13 protein-coding genes and 1 pseudogene are annotated in these 20252 nt (G+C 71.1%); 7 read left to right on the top strand and 7 right to left on the bottom strand.

All coding sequences use genetic code 11. The features are described from left to right. Window positions 1-201: 201 nt before the first annotated feature. From ABZ953_RS16965 to ABZ953_RS16980, 4 genes and pseudogenes are all read left to right on the top strand, one after another. Window positions 202-1272: pseudogene (locus ABZ953_RS16965) on the top strand (NDP-sugar synthase); the annotation flags it as partial. A 128-nt stretch (window positions 1273-1400) separates the two neighbouring features. Continuing rightward, on the top strand, window positions 1401-2261 hold the full coding sequence (locus ABZ953_RS16970; protein WP_361723659.1) for a polyprenol monophosphomannose synthase: 861 nt from the start codon (window positions 1401-1403) through the stop codon (window positions 2259-2261). Beyond that, complete coding sequence (locus tag ABZ953_RS16975; RefSeq protein ID WP_361723662.1) at window positions 2258-2782, top strand: GtrA family protein; 525 nt, start codon at window positions 2258-2260, stop codon at window positions 2780-2782. Before ABZ953_RS16970 ends, ABZ953_RS16975 begins: the two co-directional genes overlap by 4 nt. Beyond that, the gene (locus tag ABZ953_RS16980) at window positions 2766-4298 is read left to right on the top strand and encodes a hypothetical protein (protein WP_361723665.1); all 1533 of its coding nucleotides are present in this window, start codon (window positions 2766-2768) and stop codon (window positions 4296-4298) included. Before ABZ953_RS16975 ends, ABZ953_RS16980 begins: the two co-directional genes overlap by 17 nt. Window positions 4299-4383: 85 nt before the next feature. Here the strand turns inward: ABZ953_RS16980 and ABZ953_RS16985 are convergent, their stop codons facing one another. Then, window positions 4384-4767, bottom strand: a complete 384-nt coding sequence (locus tag ABZ953_RS16985; RefSeq protein ID WP_361723668.1) for a peptidase inhibitor family I36 protein — start codon at window positions 4765-4767, stop codon at window positions 4384-4386. 176 nt (window positions 4768-4943) lie between these two features. Here ABZ953_RS16985 and ABZ953_RS16990 point away from each other — a divergent pair, with 176 nt between their 5' ends. The 3 genes from ABZ953_RS16990 to ABZ953_RS17000 all read left to right on the top strand — a co-directional run bounded on the left by ABZ953_RS16990 (window position 4944) and on the right by ABZ953_RS17000 (window position 9064). Continuing rightward, window positions 4944-7145, top strand: a complete 2202-nt coding sequence (locus tag ABZ953_RS16990) for a glycoside hydrolase domain-containing protein (RefSeq protein WP_361723671.1) — start codon at window positions 4944-4946, stop codon at window positions 7143-7145. After that, window positions 7145-7786 carry a hypothetical protein gene (locus ABZ953_RS16995; RefSeq protein ID WP_361723674.1) on the top strand — a complete coding sequence of 214 codons (642 nt, stop codon included), beginning with the start codon at window positions 7145-7147 and terminating at the stop codon, window positions 7784-7786. The genes ABZ953_RS16990 and ABZ953_RS16995 overlap by 1 nt, the downstream gene beginning before the upstream one ends. A gap of 75 nt (window positions 7787-7861) precedes the next feature. Next, entirely contained in the window at window positions 7862-9064 is a 1203-nt protein-coding gene (locus ABZ953_RS17000) for a helix-turn-helix transcriptional regulator (protein ID WP_361724335.1), read from the top strand. Between the two features lie 393 nt (window positions 9065-9457). Here ABZ953_RS17000 and ABZ953_RS17005 read toward each other — a convergent pair whose 3' ends face one another. From ABZ953_RS17005 to ABZ953_RS17030, 6 genes are all read right to left on the bottom strand, one after another. Further along, window positions 9458-10870: a YncE family protein gene (locus ABZ953_RS17005; protein ID WP_361723677.1), complete on the bottom strand. Its 1413-nt coding sequence runs from the start codon at window positions 10868-10870 to the stop codon at window positions 9458-9460. 169 nt (window positions 10871-11039) lie between these two features. Beyond that, window positions 11040-11819, bottom strand: coding sequence for a GntR family transcriptional regulator (locus tag ABZ953_RS17010; RefSeq protein ID WP_361723680.1), 780 nt, complete (start codon window positions 11817-11819; stop codon window positions 11040-11042). Then, entirely contained in the window at window positions 11816-12358 is a 543-nt protein-coding gene (locus ABZ953_RS17015; RefSeq protein ID WP_361723683.1) for a UTRA domain-containing protein, read from the bottom strand. The genes ABZ953_RS17010 and ABZ953_RS17015 overlap by 4 nt, the downstream gene beginning before the upstream one ends. A gap of 348 nt (window positions 12359-12706) precedes the next feature. Continuing rightward, a complete protein-coding gene (locus ABZ953_RS17020; protein WP_361723686.1) occupies window positions 12707-14383 on the bottom strand; it encodes a glycosyltransferase family 2 protein in 1677 nt (558 codons plus the stop codon). Beyond that, window positions 14380-16644 carry a CDP-glycerol glycerophosphotransferase family protein gene (locus ABZ953_RS17025; RefSeq protein WP_361723689.1) on the bottom strand — a complete coding sequence of 755 codons (2265 nt, stop codon included), beginning with the start codon at window positions 16642-16644 and terminating at the stop codon, window positions 14380-14382. The genes ABZ953_RS17020 and ABZ953_RS17025 overlap by 4 nt, the downstream gene beginning before the upstream one ends. After that, entirely contained in the window at window positions 16641-20234 is a 3594-nt protein-coding gene (locus tag ABZ953_RS17030; protein WP_361723692.1) for a bifunctional glycosyltransferase family 2 protein/CDP-glycerol:glycerophosphate glycerophosphotransferase, read from the bottom strand. The genes ABZ953_RS17025 and ABZ953_RS17030 overlap by 4 nt, the downstream gene beginning before the upstream one ends. Window positions 20235-20252 lie beyond the last annotated feature (18 nt).

The raw sequence follows: 20252 nt of genomic DNA on the forward strand, positions 1-20252 counted from the left end.
GGGCCGGAAACGGCCCGGGGCGCCCCCTTGTGTGCGGCGGAGTGTCGGTCGAGGGGATTGGTTGCCTCCGCGGCGCGGAAGGGCTGATGACATTCGCCATGACTCGCCATATCTCATCAATTAAGACATTTGGTCTAAGGTGGGTGAGATTGTCTGATGGCGGTACGAGATCCGAAACGCAGGGAAGGTCGCGGCAAGGCGATGACGGAAGCCATTCTGCTGGTCGGCGGGCAGGGCACCCGGCTGCGGCCGGTCACGGTCCACACGCCGAAGCCGATGGTCCCCGCGGCCGGGGTCCCCTTCCTCGCGCACCAGCTCGCCCGCCTCGCGGCCGCCGGTGTCGACCACGTCGTGCTGGCCACCTGCTACCTCGCCGAGGTCTTCGCACCGCACTTCGGCGACGGATCGGCGTACGGCCTTGAACTGGAGTACGTGGTCGAGGACGAGCCCCTGGGCACCGGCGGCGCCCTCCGCAACGCCGCGGCCCGACTGCGGAGCGGCGGCGACGAGCCCGTCCTCGTCCTCAACGGCGACATCCTCAGCGGCATCGACATCCGGGGCCTGGTCACCACGCACGTACGGTGCGGCGCCGACGTCACGCTCCACCTCACCCGCGTCGACGACCCCCGCGCTTTCGGGCTCGTGCCGACCGACGACGGCGGCCGCGTCCTCGCGTTCACCGAGAAGCCGACGGCGCCCGAGGAGATCGTCACGGATCAGATCAACGCGGGGGCGTACGTCTTCCGCAGGTCCGTGATCGACGCGATCCCGCCGGGGCGTGCCGTGTCGGTCGAGCGGGAGACCTTCCCGGCGCTGCTCGCCCGCGGCGCGTACCTGCACGGGCACATCGAAGACATTTACTGGCTGGACCTCGGCCGCCCCGAGGCGCTCGTCCAGGCCTCGGCCGACCTCGTACGCGGTGTCATCGCCTCGCCCGCCCTACCGGGGGAGCGGGGCGAGTCGCTCGTCCTGCCGGGCGCCGAGGTCGCGGCGGACGCCCGCCTTGCCGCCGGGACCGTGGTGGGCGCGGGTGCCCGCGTCGGGGCGGGGGCGCTCGTGCACGGCTCGGTCGTGCTCGACGGGGCGGACGTGGGGGCCGGCGCCGACATCCGCCGGAGCCTGGTCGGCGCGGGGGCCCGCATCGGGCGCCGCACCGTCCTCGAAGGCGCGGTCGTGGGAGACGGCGCGCGCGTGGGGGCCGACAACGAACTGCGGACCGGGGCGAGGGTGTGGTGCGCGGCGGTCCTGCCGGACGCGGCACTCCGCTTCTCGCCGGACGGGCCGGACGGGCCGGACGGGCCTGACGGACCCGCCGGACCCGCCGGACCCCACGTAACCGGCGCAACGGATGTAACCGACGGACCCGGATCCCCGACCATCGACATCGAAGGGCCTCAGCAATGCCTGTGAACCTCCCCCAGGACAGGTCGGAGAACCTCTCCGAAAGCCTTGCCGCCCGGCTGCCCGAAGCCTGGGCCGCGACCCCCCTCACGGTCGTCATGCCCACGTACAACGAAGCGGGCAACCTGCCCGGCATGGCCGAGGCCCTCATGGCGCTGCCGCTGCCCGGCCTGCGCCTCCTCGTCGTCGACGACTCCAGCCCCGACGGCACCGGCGAGATCGCCGAACGCTTCGCCGAGCGGTACGGCAGCGCCCGCATGAGCGTCCTGCACCGCACCGAGAAGGACGGCCTCGGCCGGGCCTACGCGGCCGGCATGGCGCAGGCCGTCACCGAGGGCGCGCACTACGTCCTGCAGATGGACGCCGACGGCAGCCACCCCGTGGAGAAGGCCGCCGAACTGCTCGGCGTCGCCCTCGCCACCGACGCGGGCGTCGTCATCGGCAGCCGGTACGTCCAGGGCGGCACGCTCTCCGACGCGTGGGGCGCCCACCGCAAGCTGCTCTCCCGCTGGGCCAACGCCTACGCGGGCACCATCCTCGGCACCCGCGTCAGCGACATCACCGGCGGCTTCAACCTGTGGCGCGCCGACGCCCTGCGCGCCATCGACCTGGCCTCCGTGGACAGCGCGGGCTACAGCTTCCAGGTCGAGATGAAGTACCGCGCGCTGCGCCGCGGCTTCGGCGTCATGGAGGTGCCGATCCACTTCGAGGACCGCACGGTCGGCGAGTCGAAGATGAGCCTGATGGTGCAGCTGGAGTCGGTCGTCATGCCGTGGAAGCTGCGGCTCAGTGCGAGTGCGAGTGCGAGTGCGAGTGGGCGTGGGCGTGGGCGTGGGCGTGGGGCGGGGGTGCGCGGATGAGTCCGTCCACTCTGCACGAGACGCCGCAGACCGCGCCGCCCGCCCCGAGAGCCCCCGACTCCGCTCCCGCGCCGGTTCCCACCCCCGGGCCCCGGCTCACCGTTGCCCGCCTGCGCAGGCTGCTCCTCGAACTCGTGAAGTTCGGCGTCGTCGGCGGCAGCGGCGTCGCCGTGAACCTCGTCGTCTTCAACCTCCTCCTGCACGGCCTGGCCTCCGGCCCGATGACGGCGACGGTGCTGGCCAGCTGCGTCGCCATGGGAACCAACTACCTTGGCTTCCGCTTCTTCGCCTACCGCGACCGCGCCTCGCGCACGAAGCGCCAGATCGCCCTCTTCTTCGCGTTCAGCGGCATCGGCGTGGCGATGGAGAGTGTCCTGTTCTACGCGGCGTACCACGGCGCGGACATGAGCGGGCCGCTCGGCTCCAACGTCGCCAAGGCGCTGTCGATCGTGCTCGCCTCGGCGTTCCGTTTCCTGGTCTACCGGACGTGGGTCTTCCAGCACGATGCGCGTCGCCGGTAAAGCGGTCATAGGGCGCGCCGCGTGGGCGGCGGCGGCCCTCGTCCTCGCCCTGCTCCTCCTCGTCCTGCTCCTCCTCGTGATCGTCCGCCTGCCCTGGGCGGGCGACCTCGGCATCCACGCGGCGACGATCGAGCGCCTGCGCCACGACCTCGTCGACCCCGGCAACCCCCTGGTCGACGCCGACACCCCCAGCCCGTACTACTCGCCCTGGATGCTGCTGCTCGGCTGCCTGGCCAAGGTCACCGGGCTCGGCACGTTCGTGGTGCTGCGGGTGGCCGCGCTGGTGGGGCTCGGCCTGCTCGTGACGGGTGTCGCGCACTTCGTCCGCACCTTCAGCGCCCGCCGGGCCGCGCCGCCCCTCGCCCTGCTCTGCCTGCTCCTGCTCTGGGGCCCGCGGCTCTTCAACTGGAGCGGCTTCCTCGGCCTCAACTCCCTTGCCCTGACGGTCTCGTACCCGAGCACGTTCGCGCTCGGGCTCTCCTTCCACTTCTGGGCGCTGCTGCGGAAGGCGCTGCGTAGTGAAGGGGCGGAGTGGTCGGCAGGGGCGAAGTGGCCGGTCTTCCCGCTCCTCGGCGCGCTCTGGGCGGTGATCCTCCTCAGCCATCAGTTCACCGGCGTGGTCGCGTCGTTCGGGGCCCTTGCGATGGTGCTCGGCGCACGGCCGTGGCCCTCGCGAGGGCAGCTGGTGAGGCTGGTCGCGGGCCTGGCACTCGGCCTCGCCGTCCTCGCCGCCTGGCCGTATTACTCCTTCTTCGGCCTCCTCGGCGCGGGCGACCTGGAGCAGATCCACCGCTCGCTCTACCGGCATCTGCTGCCGCACTTCGGCCTGGCGCTGATCGGTGTCGCCGCCCTCGTCCCGCGCTGGCGCAGGGACCGCCGCGACCCGCTGGTCCTCTTCTTCCTCCTCGGCGCGGCGATGTTCGCGGCGGGCGGCCTGACCGGCCACTACTCGTGGGGCCGCGTGCTGCCCGCGGCGCTGATCCCGGCGCAGCTCGCGGTGGCCATCGAGGTCGTCGAGGCGGTCGTCGAGGCGGGGCGCGCGGGGGTGCGCCGGGTCTTCGCCGGGCTCCTTGGCGTGGCGCTGCTCGCCGGGGCGTGGACGCAGGCGGGCACGCTGGGATACGTGGTGCCGCGCGGCGCGCTGCCCGACCGGGTCGCGGCGAAGTACCGGGCCCCGTGGCCGGGTTACCACTGGCTCACGCCGAAGGTCCGGTACGGCGACGTCGTCCTGGCCAAGACCTTCCCCGCCCGCCAGATCCCCGCGTACGGCCCCTACACGGTGGCCCCCGGCTACCCGGACTTCTTCCTGCCGGACCAGGAGGAGCGGGTGGCCGCGGTACGGGACTACTTCGCGGTGTCGACCCCGCGTACGGAACGCCTGGACATCCTGCGGCGATACGGGGTGCGGTGGGTCGTGGAGTACCCCGGCGACGGCGGCCTGCGCCCGGACGACCCCGTCCTCCACCGGGCGGGGACCGGGCCCAAGGGACAGGTGCTGTACGAGGTGCGGGGCTGACTTCGGCCGTGGCTCAGCGGCTCAGCGGCTCAGCGGCTCAACGGCTCAGCGGCGCAGCGGCGCAGCGGCTCAGCGGCGCAGCGGCTCAGCCGCAGCCGACCTGCATGTTCCCGCCCCGCGTGGAACTGGCGAGGTCGTTGATCTCGCCGAAGTTCCCCCGCTGGCCGTTGAGCGCCCCGTGCGAGATGTGCGCGTCGCTGTACCGGTAGTCGTCGAAGACGCACCACAGAACGCCGCTGTTGTTGGCGTACGAGGACGCCGTGTTGTCCAAATTCTGCTGGCGCAGGTCCGGGCTTCCGGCGCGGAAGGCGACCATGCGGCCGTTTCCGTCCGGGTCTTCGAAGAGGCAGTAGCTGCCGCTCGGACAACGTCCGAAGTCCGCGGCCGCGGCCGCGGCCGGTGAGGCCATGGGCAGAACGGCTGATGCCGCGGCGAGGACCAGAGCGAGTGAGAGATTGCGGAATCGCATGCCGCAGCCCTTCCCCACCGCTCGCTCCCCGAAGCGGCAAATCACCCGTGCGGGGGGCACCAGGAGTACGACCGTTTGAGTGTCTTCGCGCCGGACCAACTCCCCGGAGGCAGAACGCCGGAGGACGATCTACCGCAGGAACGATGTGAGGCGCGGGCACACGAAAAGAGGCGCGTATGGCCGACGAGATGGTCCTGAAGGCGCAGAGGTTCATCAACAGCTACGGTGTCGACGGCATCCCGGATGTCGAGGAGAACGGCAGGACCAGCTGGGCGGTCATGTACGCGCTCACCCGCGTCCTCCAGCACGAGCTGGGGCTCACCCCGCTCTCCGACAGTTTCGGCCGCACCACGCTCGCCGCCCTCCGGTCCCGGTTCCCGGTCATCGACGCGAACACCCGGCACGAGGCCATCTACCGGGTCGTGCAGTCCGCCCTGTACTGCAAGGGGTACGACGGCGGCGACATCGAGGGCACGTACAACCCACGGGTGGCGGCGTCCGTGACCCGGGTGAAGCAGAACATGGGAGTGGGCGCCGTGTATCCCGGGGACGGGGTCACACCGAAGGTGCTCAAGGCGCTGCTCACGATGGACGCGTACACCGTGGTGCCCGGTGGGACCGAGCAGATCCGCACCATTCAGCAGTGGCTGAACAGCCGGTATGTGGGGCGCCAGAACTTCTTCATCATTCCCTGTGACGGCAATTTCTCCAGGGACGTGCAGAAGGCGCTGATCTACGCCCTGCAATTCGAGATGGGAATGAGCGACGAGGCCGCGACCGGGGCGTTCGGCCCCGCCACTCGGGACGGACTGAGGAAGAATTCGGTGGCGCAGGGCTCGGCGGGCACCTGGGTGAGCCTGTTCAGCGCGGCCATGATCTTCAACCGGCGTTCCGGGGTGACCTTCACCGACCGGTTCGACGCCCCGCTCGGCGGCCGGGTCAAAGAGTTCCAGAACTTCGTGAAGCTTCCCGTGAACGGGCGGGGAGACTTCTCGACCTGGGCCTCCCTGCTGGTCTCCACCGGGGACCACGAGCGCAAAGGAACCGCGTGCGACTGCGTCACCGAGGTCACGGCCGCACGGGCACAGGCCCTCAGGAACGCCGGTTACCGGATCGTGGGGCGCTATCTGGCGAACTACGCGGGGTCGTCGCTCGACAAGCAGATCCAGCCGGGCGAGTTGGGGGTCATGTCCGCGAACGGGTTGCGGACGTTCCCGATTTACCAGACCAACGGCGGTGAGGCGAGCTACTTCAGCAGGGGGAGCGGAATCGCCGACGCTCTGCACGCCGTCGAACGGGCCCGCCGTTACGGCTACCAGGCGGGCACCCGCATCTACTTCGCCGTCGACTTCGACGCGCTCGACCACCAGGTGACGGAACGAATTCTGCCGCACTTCCGCGCGGTCAGGGACACGATGAGTGAGCACGGCCCCGGATATCAGGTCGGTATCTACGGCCCCCGTAACGTGTGCGGCCGCGTCCACGCGGCCGGATACACCTCGGCGAGTTTCGTCAGCGGGATGTCGACCGGCTTCTCGGGGAATCTCGGCTACCCGCTCCCGGAGGACTGGGCCTTCGACCAGATCTCCACCATCGAGACCGGCTCCGGCAGCGGCCGCATCGAGATCGACAACAACATCGTCTCCGGACGCGACAACGGTCAGGACAGCTACGACATCGAGCAGTCCCCGGACGGCCTGGACGTCAGCTTCGACAAGGCACAGCGGAACGCGATGCTGGCGGACGTCCAGTCGTACTTCGTCAATGTGATGAAGGTTCCCGAAGAGGGCGGATCCGGCGGTCTGGCGTTCAGCCATCGGACGACGACGAAATGTTTCGACATGCTCCTCGACTACGACTGGCTCATCACCCGCCTCGCCCGCAATCTTCGGATGCGTAAAGCGCTGATCCAGTGCCCGCTGATGTGGGAGATGCGGGCCTTCAATTCCGGCGACGTAGTGGCCGACGAACTCGTCATCAACCATTACGAAGGCGGGCCGAGCACGAAGAACGATTGCAGCACCGGTCTCGGCCAGATCTTCGCGTCCACGGCTATCCGCGCACGCAACCACGCCATCAGGCAAGGGCTGATCGGCGGAACCCTCATGGACGCGACCAAAGAGAGCGACCTCTGGGCCGTCTGGCAGCCGCTCTTCAAGGACGCGGCCTACAACCTGACCACCATTCCGCTGGTCCTCATCGAGGGCGCCCACGACATCGGCGTCGAGCGTCCCGGCCTCGACACCGGCGAGGAGGACAGCAGGCGCACGCTCGCCCGCTACAACGGAACCAACGAGAGCGCGCAGGGGTACGGGACCGCGCTGCTCGGACTCTACCGGGTCTTCGAGAAGTACCACGCGCCGCTGAGAGGCCAGTGATGGTGACGATGGATGTGCCGCGCCGTTCGATCCTGTGGGCCGGTGCCGCCTGCACAGCGTCGGCGGGCCTCATGGCGTCGCCGCTCCCGGCCCACGCGGCCCCGTCCGGCACCGAGCCGACCGCCCCTCCGACCCGCCTCAGTGAGAACGGCTGGCCCGTAGAGGAAGCCGCCGACCGTGGCGGCGCCATCTGGACGCAGCCGGTACCCGGCAGCCCGCTCGCGCTACCCCTGCGCCTGGGCGACGTGTCGACCGTCCTGATCCACGTCGTGCGCCGCTACCACTACGAGATCGATACGTTGCGGCCGGACGAGGTCACGGGCTTCACCCCGCCGTCCCGCGCGCTGCGGGGCCACTCGACCAACCACTCCTCGGGCACGGCGCTCGCGATCCGCCCCGGCTGGTACCCGCCGGGAGTGAGGGGCGGCCTCATCGAGCACCACGTCGCCGTCGTCCGCGACATCCTGGCGGAGTGCCGCGGCGTGGTGGCCTGGGGCGGCACGTTCCCCACGCCGGACGAATCCCACTTCCACATCGCGGTGCCCCCGTCGGACCCCCAACTGCGACACGTGGCGCGACGTATCCACGGGTGGGCCGATGTGCCGGGGGTGGGGGCGGGTACGCGGGTGGTGGGGTCTTGAGGAACGGGACGGTACGGGACAGTACGGGCCTACCATCGAAGTTCAGCAGCCTTGAGCAAACCCACTGGGGTGACCGTGAGCAACTGGGCCGACCTGACGACCGGTAAGCGCATCAAGCATCTGCGGGGCTCCGACCTGACGCAGCAGGGCCTCGCGGATGCGACGGGGCTGTCCCTGGCGCTGGTGCAGAAGGCGGAGCAGGACCGTGGGGAGTTGTCCATCGGCTCGCTTCTCAAGCTCGCGCACGCGTTGAACACGGACGTGTCCGTGGTCCTTGGGCAGCAGGCCCCCCGGCGAGCCACCAGCCAGGACACACGTGCGGCGCTGCGGCGGCTCTCCGACGCGGTGCACGACAGTGCCCTCGGGGACTGGGACGGCATTGAGGAGCCCAGCACGGTCGCAGAGTTGGCGGCCGCTCACGAACGCGTATGTGCCGCCTACTGGCAGGGTGCTTACGGTGAGCTGAGCGGGCTCATCGCCAAGGTCCTGCTCGAAGGAAGCGCTCGGTACGGGCACACCTCGGGACACGAGCGCGAACGACTGGGTTCCCTCCTCGCCGGTACCTACCAGTTCGCGTCCTCGGCAGCGATCCTGCTCGGCCAGCGTGATCTGGCCCTGAGTGCGCTCACCTCGGCGCGACGCCTGGCGGAGGGCTCCGGTGACGCGGTGCTGGCCGCGCTCGTCGAATCGACGTTGTCGTGGATCTACCTGCGCAGCGCGAAGGTTTCCCGCGCGGTAGCGGTCGCGGAGCGTGCGGCTCTGCGGATCGAGCCGTCGTTCAGCAGGGCCACCAACCCCCAACTGCTCGGATACGGTCGGCTCATGATCTCCGCAGCCGTGGCAGCGTCGCGCAACGGAGACGCCGCTTCGGCGGACGACTACCTCTCGCAGGCGCACGCGGCCGCAGCGCGGATCGGGCACGATGTGGCGCAACACGGCACGCACTTCGGCCCGACCGCCGCCAACACCGAGGCTGTCGGGATCGCCGTGGCGCTCGGGAACCACGGCAAGGCCTTGACTTTGGCCTCGCGCACCCAACTGCCGGGCTCCATGCCCAAACTCGCCCGCAACCGCTACAAGCTCGACGTCGCCCTCGCCCAGTGCGCCGTCGGCCTGCACGACCAGGCGGCGGACACCCTCATCGAGGTCGCGCTCGACGCCCCGGAGTGGGTCAAGCACCAGGCGCTGCCCGGCGTCATCGGCAAGCGGCTCGCGAAGGTGTCGACGGCGCGCGTGCGCAACATCGGCGAACTCATCGGCATGCCGCTCATCGCGTAGTCGTACGGAGCGTAGGAGCCGGGGCGAGGCAACCCCAACCGATCGGACGCCCTGTCTCTTCACTCTGGGTGATCGAGCCGACACGATGTCCGCATGGTCAGCAGCGAACGTGATCAGGGGCAGGAGCCGCGTGCGGCTCGCCGTACCGAGGGGCAGTTGAGGCGACGTCAGGGCCTCGCCGACGCGTCGACGGGCGTCACGCCGGGGGCGGGATGTGATCGAGGAGCACGTCGGGTCGTTGCCGCCGCACGGACGCGCGGGGCTGGGGCGGGCAGTCGAACGGAGCAAGGCGGGCATGGCCCCGGGTAGGCGGGTGTGATGGGCGGGGAGGGGGCGGTCACGTGGCGGTTGGTGGCCGGGTGGCTCTCAGGGCCAGGTGGCCGCCCCCTCGCGTCAGGGGCAGGTGACGAGGATGACGGAGACGGCGGTGCAGGTGACGGACGCGGCGTCGTTGGCGGGGTTGGGGTCCGTGGGGGCGGAGGCGGTGCGTTCGCCGGTGACCTTGACCGGGCCGAGGCTCAGCAGGCTCAGCGGGACGCGGAAGGTCTTGTTCACGCTCGCGTTGTCGGCGATGGCTCCGTAGGTGCACGTCACCGTGGAGTTGGCGGTGGTGCATCCGGCGGCGAGGTTGGTGGCCCTGGCGCCCTGCGGGAGCTTCGCGGTGAGAGTGGCGGAACTGACGGCCGCGGGGCCGGTGTTGTGGGCCGTGAGGGTGTAGGCGATGTAGGGCACCAGGAGGCTCAGGCGCGGCTGGGCGGTGAGGTTGACGTCGATGTCCGCCTTGGCCGGCGAGGGCGGCGTCCCGGCGAAGGCCAGACCGTACGGGCCGCTGAACCCGCTGATCGTGGCGGTGACGGCGGCGGTCCCGGTGTCGATCACCGAGACGGTGCCGTCGTCCACGTTGGACGCGTAGACGACGCTGCCGGACGGGTCGGCCTTGACCCCGGCCGGGCTGTCACCGACAGGGACGGTCGCCGTCACGGTGTTGGTCGCCGTATCGATCACCTTCACGTCGTCACTGCCCCGGTCGGCGACGTAGGCGCGGGCCCCCGAGGGGGCGAAGGCGACGCTGTTCGGCGAGGTGCCGACGGGGATGGTGGCGCTGACCGTATTGGTCGCGGTGTCGATGGCCGAGACCGTGGTGCCGCCGTTGTTGGTGACGTAGGCGACGGCTCCGGAGGGGCTGACGGCCACCCCGGCGGGGGAGCTCCCGACCGGGACGGTGCTGGTCACCGTGTTGGTCGCGGTGTCGATGACCGAGACGGTGTTCGCGTTGCTGTTGGTCACGTAGGCGGTGCTGCCCGACGGGGCTGTCGCCACGCCGTTCGGGGAGTTCCCGACCTGGACGGTGGCGCTGACCGTGTTGGTCGCGGTGTCGATGACCGAGACGGTGTCCCCGCCGCTGTTCGCCACGTACGCGCGGTTTCCGGACGGGGCGAAGGCCACGTTGAGGGGGTTGCCGCCGACGGGGACGGTCGCGCTGACCGCGTGGGTCTCCGTGTCGATGACCGAGACGGTGGCCTCGTCGAAGTTGGTGACGTAGGCGTGCGCACCGGCCGGGTCGACCGCCACGCCGACGGGGCTGTTGCCGACGGTGATGCTGTCGGTGACGGTGTTCGTGCTCGTATCGACCACCGAGACGGTGTCGCCGTGGAAGTTGGCCACGAAGGCCGAGGGGCCGGCGGCGGCCTGCGCGGGTGCGGCCTGCGCGGGGAGCGCCACCATGCCCGTCAGCGCCAGAGCGCCACCGGCGGCCAGCGAGGCCAGCCGCAAACGTTTCGCGGGTCTGGAGGGTGCAGGTGTCATGGGACTTCCCCCTTCGGCGGATGCGCCCGGCCGACGCCCGGCGACAGCCCCGGAATCTTCTCGCTCCCTCAACCACTCGGGGGGCCGAAAACTCACTGTTGTCCGAATGCGGTCAGAAGGTGGCCAGACGACAACTTGACACCGCGGAGGCCCTCGGGCCAGGGGTACCTCACTCTGGCGTGAACTCGTACTGCAGCTCGTAGAGATGACCGGCTTTGACCATGACGGTGACTTCGATCGGGAGGTCGTCATCGCTGTGGACGATGCGCAGGGTGCGGAGTACGGGGAGGTCGCTGGGGAGCCTCAACGCCTGGAACTGTTCCTGGGTCGGGACTCGCGCGGACACCCGGTCCACGCTCAGGCGGGGCGGGAACCCCAGTTCGGCGAGGAGGGCCGGGGTGCCACCTTTGATCTTGCGCTTTTCCGTGATGGCGGTGGATCGGACGATGGTCAACGGGTAGTAGGACTTGACCAGTTCGACTGGTTCGTCGTCGATGGTGAGGATCTGCTGCCGGAGCAGCGCGGTCTCGCCCGTGGAGAGGTTCAGGGCTGCCGAGACGTCTGCAGGAGGGCAGACTTCCGCGACCTCCAGCAGGGTGCTGTGCGCCACCGCTCCGTACTTCGTGGCCTCGGTGAGCCAGCGATAGGGCTCACCTTGCGGGGCCGGTGTCATGTACGAAGCGGGGTGCATGGTCCGCTGGCGATGCTCGCGCACGGTAACGGCGGCCCCGGCCCGTCCGACGACGAGTCCCTCTCCCTTGAGTCGTTGGACCGCCTTCTGGATGGTGGCGTTGGATGCGGCGAACCGCTCCTTCAGCTGGTTCGTGGAGGGGAGGTTAGCCCCCGGAGCGAGGTCGCCGCTCATGACCTCGTCCCTGAGGTCGGCGGCGATCCGCTCGTGCAAGGAGCGGTGGTCGGCCGTGATGTTGTCGGCGTCGGGCACTGTCATCCGATCCTGATCTCGTAGCGCAGTTGCTGCCGATGAGCGGGCATCACCATCATGTCGACCTGGATCGGCCGGTCGTCGCGGTCCAGAGTGACCCTGTTCAGCCGGATCACCGGTTGATCCGTGCCCAGGCCCAGGGCCTCGCGCTCTTCGGCCTCGGGCATGCGGGCGGTCACGTCCTCGCGGACGCGGACGCCGACGTGACCGAGCTCGGCCAGCAAGGTCACCGCTCCGCCGCGAATCTTCCCTGTCCCGGCGAGACGGGTCCCCCGAGCGATGGCCACGGGGTAGTAGGTGTCCGTCAACTCGCATGGCTCGCCGTCGAGTTCGATGATGCGGCGGCGTACGACGACCATCTCTCCGGCGGTGGCGCCGAGTAGACCGGCCACGTCGTCCGGCGCGGGCACCTCACCTGCGTGCGTGATGCGCTGGCCGCCCTTGCCGCCCCGGGCGGCGGCTTCTTCGCCCCAGGCGTCGGGCTCCCCCTTCGTTCGGGGCTTCAAGTACGGCACAGAGGTGCTGACCCACGTGCTGTCGCTCACGGTGTCCTCCTGCGGGGCCGGTGGCGGCGATGTCGGCTCTGCCGCCGTGGGGTGCGGGTGAGTGGTGCCGGGTGGGCGGGGGGTGATGGGTGGGGAAGGGGCGCGGGCTCTGCGGGTGGCGGGCGTGTGGGGGGTGGCGGATGTGTTGGCCGGGGCGGGCATGCGGGTTGTGGCCGGGGGGCTGAGGTGCGGGCCGGGTTGTGGCTGGGGGGCTGAGGTGCGGGCCGGGTTGTGGCTGGGGGCTGGGGTGCGGGCCGGGTTGTGGTGGGTGGGTGGGTGGGGAGGGGGCGGTCGCCTCACGTGTGGCGTGGAGGTGGCCGCCCCGGTGGCCCCCCGGGATGCCTCGGCTCAGCGGGCCAGGCTTGCGGCCAGGCGGGCCGCCCTGCGTACTCGGGAGCCCGCCTTCGCGCCCGCCTTGCGGGCCAGGGGGCGTATGACGCGGGAGGTCACGCCCACGGGGGTCCAGCGGAGTTGGAGGCGGCCCGAGGCGCGGCCCTCCGGTTCCACTGTGACCTCGTGGGGGAGTGCGCCGCCCCGGTAGTCGACGCGGGCCGTGAGGGTGGGGAAGGTGAGCGGGGCCAGGAGCAGGGCCGTGTTGCGGAGTTGGCCCGAGGTGAGCTGCAGGACAGGGTGGCGGGTGCCTGCGAAGCCGTTGAGGGGGAGCGGGGCCGCCGTCAGGTCCAGGCGGACCGTACCTTCGAAGACGCCGGGGCGGACCGGGTCCAGGCGGAAGGGCGCCTTCATGCGGCGGCGGCCGGGGGCGAGGAGCAGGGTGGCGATCTGCGGGCCCACCGGCAGGCGCAGGCCCGGGTCGTACGTGCGGACGGCGAGGTCGACCGTGGCGCCGGGACCGGGATCGATCCGGGTGATCTCGTGCCGGAACTGGGCGCTCGGGAAGGGCCGGGAGTCCAGGCCCTGGTCCGTGAGGTCCAGTTCGGTACGGGCGGCGGGCGTCGGGGGAACGCGCGGGCCCCAGTAGACGTGCCCCGCCGCGTCCATCGACGTCTCGCGCGGCGCGACACCATGGCCCAGGCCGCGCGCCGCGAGCTGCGCCTCGGTCAGGCGGCCGTCGCGGACGAGCTGGAGGACGACCCGTTCGGCGCGGGGGAGGCGGGCGTACGCGCCGGGGGCGAGTTCGGCGAGGTAGGGGTTCACGGTGTCCGCGAAGCCCGTGAGCCACTCCTCGTCGCGGAACGGCAGGTCACCCGCGTACATGCGGAAGTCGTGCTTGAGGAACTTGTAGTCCTTCGCCTCCCGCACGCCCGCGTGGCCGCTCGACGTCAGGAACGCGTCGATGAGGCGCTGGACGTGGATGCGGTCGCGGACGTTCGTCAGCTTGTGGCGCTGGTTGGAGATCGACGCCGACTCGGCCGCCTCGTAAGGGGCTATGTACCAGCGGTAGACGGGGTCCGGGATGACCGTGAAGGACCGCGCGAGGCAGTACGCCTGCGCCGAGAAGAGCTGGTCCTCGTAGTGGATGCCCTCCGGGAAGCGGAGGTCGTTGCGGTCGAGGAACTCGCGGCGGTACATCTTGCTCGTCGAGAGGTGCTCGAAGAACAGGGCGGGCTCGGCCTCGATGCCGTCCACGGTGCGGCGCTCCGCGACCAGGTGCGGCATCCACGTGGAGGTGCGGCCCGTGTCGACCCGTACCCGCTCCACCGCTCCCATCGCGAAGTCCACGTCCCGCTCGCGGTGCGCGGCGAGCAGCAACTCCACCGCCCGCTCCGGGAGTTCGTCGTCGCTGTCCAGGAACATCAGGTACGGGGCGCGGGCGATCTCGATCGCGCGGTTGCGCGGCGCGCTACAGCCGCCGCTGTTCTCCGGCAGCCGGAGATAGCTGACGCGGTCGTCCTCCGCCGCCAACTGCCGCGCCACCTCGGGGGTGTTGTCCGTCGAGTGGTCGTCGCTGATGACGATCTCGATGTCGGCGTGCGTCTGGCGGCGGAGCGAGGCGACCGCGCGCGGCAGCCGGTCCGCGTCGTTGTAGACGATGACCGTCACGGTGACGTCAGGGGTGGTGGTCATCGCTGGGTCGCCTCCTCGGGCGTCGGTGCGGGGGTGCGCTCGTCGACCGGGGTGACGGGCGGCAGGGAGTTCTCGTCCTCGCCGAGGAAGACGCGGCGCACGACGCGTTCGGCCGCGCGCCCGTCGTCGTACTCGCAGAAGCGCCTGCGGAACGCCTGCCGCGCCTTTGCCGCCTCGTCGTCGCGCCACGCGTCGGAGGTGAGCAGCTCGGTCAGCTCCTCCTGCGTGCGCGCCACCCGGCCCGGCGCCTCGGCCATCAGGTCGAAGTAGACGCCGCGCGTCGTCGCGTACGTCTCCCAGTCGTCGGCGTAGATGACGATCGGGCGGTCGAGGTTGGCGTAGTCGAACATGATCGACGAGTAGTCCGTGATCAGCGCGTCCGCGGCGAGGGACAGCTCCTCCACCGGGTCGTACGAGGAGACGTCGATGACCCGGCCGCTCCGGCGCAGGCCCGCGAGCGGCGAGGTCGCGCCGCCGTAGAAGTAGTGGCCGCGGACGAGGAGGACGGTGTCCTCGCCGAGCCGGTCGGCGAGTGTCGCGAGGTCGAGGCGCGGGGTCCAGGCCGCCTCGTAGTCGCGGTGGGTGGGCGCGTAGAGGATGGCCCGCTTGCCCGGCGCGATGCCGAGCCGCTCCCGGATCGCGCGGACGTCGGCGGCGCTCGCGCTGTAGTAGACGTCGTTGCGCGGGTAGCCGTAGTCGAGGGACGTGTAGTGCGAGGGGTAGGCGCGCTCCCACATCTGGGTGGAGTGGCCGTTCGCGGAGACGCTGTAGTCCCACCGGTCGACGCGGGCCAGCAGGTCGTGGAAGTTCAGGCCCTTGGCGGCGGCGGGGTAGTCGAGCTGGTCGAGGCCCATGCGCTTCAGGGGCGTGCCGTGGTGCGTCTGGAGGTGGACCGAGTCGGGTCGCTTCACGATCGCGTTGGGGAAGTTGGCGTTGTTGACCAGGTACTTGGCGCGCGCCATCACCTCCCAGTAGCGGCGCGTGCCGGGCACGACGTGGTCGGTGCCGGGCGGCAGCAGCGGTACGTTCGCCGCCGAGACGACCCACACCGGGCGGATGTGCGGGGCGAGTTCGGTGAGCTTCGCTGCGATGGCCGCCGGATTGCAGGCGACGCCCCGGTCCCAGTAGGCGGTGAAGACCGCGAGGTCCGGGTCGACGGGCTGTTCCAGGGCCCTGCGGTAGCGCAGGTCGCGCACCTTCAGGCCCACCTTGTGCTTGCGCGAGACGACCGCCGACCTGAGCTTGCGCCGCTGCTGGTTGGCCGTCTGGAACGTGCGGTACTTGGTGTACGCGTCCTCTTCGAGGATGCGGCGCCGCATGCCTTCCAGGCCGCCGGGGTGCTGGTGGCCCTCGGGGCGCCAGGCGACGGCGGCCCGCGCCGCGCGGTGGAAGAACTCCCTGCGCACCGCGTCGGGCAGCTTCTCGCGGGCGATGACGCGCAGGCAGTCGCCGACCATGACGTCGTAGAGCGCGGCGCGGGGCGCCACCGGCAGGCCGCGGTCGGCGGCGAGCCGCAGCAGCGACTCGTAGCGGTCGATGACGCCGAAGCGCTCCTCGGGGGCGCCCGGCGGCAGGCTCTCGGCGCGCAACTCCCGTACGTTGAGCGCCACTTGGTCGAGCGCGGCGACGCGGTCGGCGACGAGCAGGGCGGCGTACGCGGCGAACGTCTCGTCGTCGACGGCCAGTTCGGCGCGGTGCGCCCGCCAGAAGTCCGCCCGCAGCACCCGGGTGCCGAGCAGCGGCGTCGCCTTCAGGAGGTTCGGGCAGTCCGCGAGCGGCAGATCGCGGCGGCCCTGCTTGGCGAGGTGCTTGCCGTCCGGGCTCGGCATCCCCTGGTGCCGCCACGTGGAGCGGACGTGGTCGACACAGAGGACGTCCACGCTGTCCGGCAGGTGCGGCAGGTCGGCCACGCGGTCGGCGACGGCGCGCGGGGCCCCCGTCGGCACGCTGTCCTTGCTGTGCACGAAGTGCAGCCACCGGCCGCCCGCCCGCTCGGCGCCCGCGGCACGGGCCGCGCCGTCGCCGGTGCCCTCGGGCAGCGGGACGACGGTGACGCCGGGGCGGTCCGCGGCGGCGGCCTGCGCCGATGCGCCGACCGCGGCGACGATCACCTCGACGCCGGGGGAGGCCTGCGCGGCGAGGGCGTCCAGGCAGGAGCCGAGGTGGCCCTGGACGTTGCGGCCGTGGACGATGACGCTCAGCTCGGGTCCGGCGCTCTCACTCTGCTCGGGCACGGTGGCGCCCCCCTCCTGTGTGGTCATGCGGTGGCCGTCCCTCGGTGGGCGAGCATCCGGTCGACGACGCGGCGCGCGGCCTGCCCGTCGTCCAGGTCGCAGAACTCGGCGCGGAACGCGTCGTACGCCTCCCGGTACGGCTCGCTCGTCGCGTCGAGGTCCCGCAGCGCGGCGATCAGCTCGTCGGACGTCGGCACCAGCGGTCCCGGCGCGCGCTTCTCGAAGTCGAAGTAGAAGCCGCGGAGGCGGTCGCGGTAGTGCTCCAGGTCGTACGTGAAGAACAGCATCGGGCGGCCCGTCACGGCGAAGTCGAACATCACCGAGGAGTAGTCGGTGATCAGGACGTCGGCGATCAGGAGCAGATCCATGATGTCCGGGTAGCCCGCGACATCCCACACGAAGCCGTCGCCCGCGCCCGGCACCGGCTCCACGATGTGCGCGTGCGGCCGGACGAGGAGCACGTGGTCCTCGCCCAGCTCGGCGCGGGCCTTCGCCAGGTCGATGCGCAGGTCGAGCAGGAAGCCGCCGCGGTGACGCTGCTTGTCCTCGCGCCACGTCGGCGCGTACAGGACGACCTTCTTGCCCTCGGGCAGGCCGAGTGCGCGGCGCACCTTCTCGGCGCGCTTGGCGCGGTCGGGGGCGAGCAGCACGTCGTTGCGCGGGTAACCGGCCTCAAGGAGCTCGCCGTCCACGTCGCCGCCGAACCGGAAGGCGCTGCGCATGATCGGTGTGCTGAACCGGTTGGGGGAGAGCAGCATCGTCCACTGGTGGCGCTCGCGGTCCAGGTCCTGGAGGTACTGGGTGCTGGCGAAGTGCTCGTTGTCGAAGTCGAAGCCGATGCGCTTGAGCGGGGTGCCGTGCCAGGTCTGGATGATCTGCTGGCCCTCGCGCCGCTCAAGCCAGCGCGGGAAGTGCGTGTTGCCGACGATGTAGCGGGAGCGGGCCAGCGCCTCGTAGTACTCGGGGCTGTGCACGCGGACGGCCTTCGCGGTGGCCGGGACCTCGCACTGGCCGTCCTTGACGACCCACAGGTGGTCGACCGGCAGGGCGCGGCGGACCATCTCCTCGTGGATGGCGCGGGGCGAGTCGCCGTACATGCGGCCGCCGAAGACGTCGTACAGGACGGCCTCGCGCAGCGGCTCGTGGCGGGCGGCCGGGTAGGTCTCCGTACGGAGCCGGGTCTGGCGGTAGCGGCTGCGCTCGTCGGGACGCAGCTCGGAGTGGGCCATCAGCGCGAGCTGGTCGTACTGGCGGGCCTGCAACTCCACGCGCTTGCCGTGCGCGGCCACCTCCAGGGGGAGGTCGCCGTGGACGGGCGGGGCGAGCTGGACGGCGGTGCGGGAGCCGTCCGGCTTCTGCACGGAGGGCCACCAGAATCCGGCGCGCAGCGGGGTCGCGCCGGCGTAGCGGTAGGTGGGCGCGGGCACGAAGGCCGCCTCGAACCGGCCGTCCACCGCCTTCGCGGGGAACGTGTACTCGTGGCCCGACCAGGTCTGGCGCAGCACGAGGCCGAGCTCGTGGGTGCCCTTGGCCGGGTAGCTGCCGGTGAGGGTGACGGTGCCGTCGGGGTCCACGGAGACGTGGTCGACGAGGGGCTGGACGGGCTGGTCGCAGAGCTGGAGGTAGCCGCCGGGGCTGCGCCTGGCGTAGACGGTACGGGTGGTGTCCGCCTGCGCGAACTGGGCGCCCGAGAACCCCTCACGGTCGTCGAGGATCAGGGCAAGGCGGGTCGACGTGGGCTCGGCGCCGGTGGAATCGACGATCTCCACCGACATGTCCCAGCGCGCGATCGAGCGTTCCGCCTGGGTCGGGCGGAGCCGTTCGTGGTCTTCGCGGACGTCGCGCAGGGCCGCCGTGTCGACCGGTGCCGTGAAGGGGACGCGGCCGTCCTGCGGGGTGCCGAGGTCCAGCGGGACGGTGAGGATCCGGCCGGACTCGCGGTGGCGCATGCGCAGGCGGGGCTCGCCGTCGGGCGCGGTGCGCAGGATGCCGCGGACGAGGAGTCGGGAGCCTTCGGTGCGGACCTCAAGGGCGCGGGCGTGCGCCGTCTCCACGCGGATGGCCAGCTCGCCGTCCTGGATCTGCGGGGCCACCCGCACGTCCTGGGTGACCCAGTGCGCGGGCGGCGTCTGGCCGGAGCCCGTACCCGCGCCGTGCAGCGGACCGCGCCGCGGCGTGGAGCCGGTACCGGCCACGGCTATCCGTACCCACCACAGACCGTCGACCCACTTGCCGCGGTGGCGCAGGCGCGAGGGATTCACCACGGCGGCGAAGCCCGCCCAGTCGGCGTGCCGGAACTCGGCGCCGGAGGCCACCGTGGCCTCGGGGTCGAGGTGGCTGCGCGCGGGCACGAGGACTGTGCGGCGGCTGCCCTTCTCCTTCAGGATCAGCGACTTCAGCGCCTTGCCGCGCGACTCGGCGCCGAGCTGGCGTGCGAACGCCCAGCCGGACAGCCACAGCTTGTCGTCGTGCCAGGCGGCCTCGTCGAGACGGCTGCGCAGCCGCAGCTCCTGGTCGAGGCGGAGGACCGCGTCGGGCACGGGGTCGGTCGGGTCGAGGAAGGGGTAGTCGGCCTTCGGGTGCAGCGTCCCGGCGACGGGGAGCGAGCCGGGGTGCTCCTTCTCGAACTCCAGCTGCCCGATCAGCTCGTCCATGCGGCGGTGCACGGTCAGGTACAGCTTCAGCTTGTGCGGGACGTGCAGGGCGCGCACCGCGTCCTGGCCGATCTCGCGGACGAGCAGGCCCACGTGCTCAAGGAAAGCTTCCTGGTAGGCGGCGTCCGAGCCGGGGAGCACCTTCCAGAAGAGGGGGATCTCCTCGGCGAGCGCATTGTGGTCGTAGACCTTGAGGTGCTCGGCGTACATCGGGTCGTCGTCGACGCGGGCGAGCATGAACTCGCGCACCATGCGGATCGACTTCACGCGGTCGATCAGACCCTGCGGGTTGGTGCGGTTCTGCGTGATGGACCGCTCGCCGATCTCACGCTCGCGCCAGTTGTAGATCGGCTCGCTCAGGATGTCCACGGAGTCGGCGAGGTAGTGCGCGGGGACGCTGACGGGAGCGTCCTCGTAGAGCATCGCCTCCGGGTACGCGAGCCCGTGCCGCTCCCAGAAGGAACGGCGGTAGACCTTGTTCCACGCGGTGCGGTCGGTCAGCAGCGGCCGGAACTTCGACACGTGGGTGCGCAGCCGGGTCGCGGCGAAGGGCACGCGGTGCACGGGCGACTGCACGTGTCCGGCGGAGCGGAAGCGGGTGACGTTGCCCGCCGCGAAGTCCGAGCCCGTCTCGTCGAGCGTCTCGATCAGCAGCGCGTACGCCGTGCTGGGCAGGGTGTCGTCGCTGTCCACGAACGCGAGGTACTCGCTGTCAGGCGACATCTCCCGCACGCCCGTGTTGCGCGCCGCGCCCAGGCCCTTGTTCTCCTGGGATATGAGCCGGAAACGCGGGTCGGCCGCCGCGAAGGCCTCGGCGAGAGCAGCGCTGCCGTCCGTCGACCCGTCGTCGACCATGATCACTTCGAAGTCCTGGAACGTCTGGGAGGCCAGGGACTCCAGGCACTCGTCGAGGTAGAGCTCGACGTTGTAGACGGGGACGACAACACTCAGCCGTGGCTGCACGCGCACTCCTTCTGTTGC

It is taken from the genome of Streptomyces sp. NPDC046465, assembly GCF_040646035.1.
GTDB lineage: Bacteria > Actinomycetota > Actinomycetes > Streptomycetales > Streptomycetaceae > Streptomyces.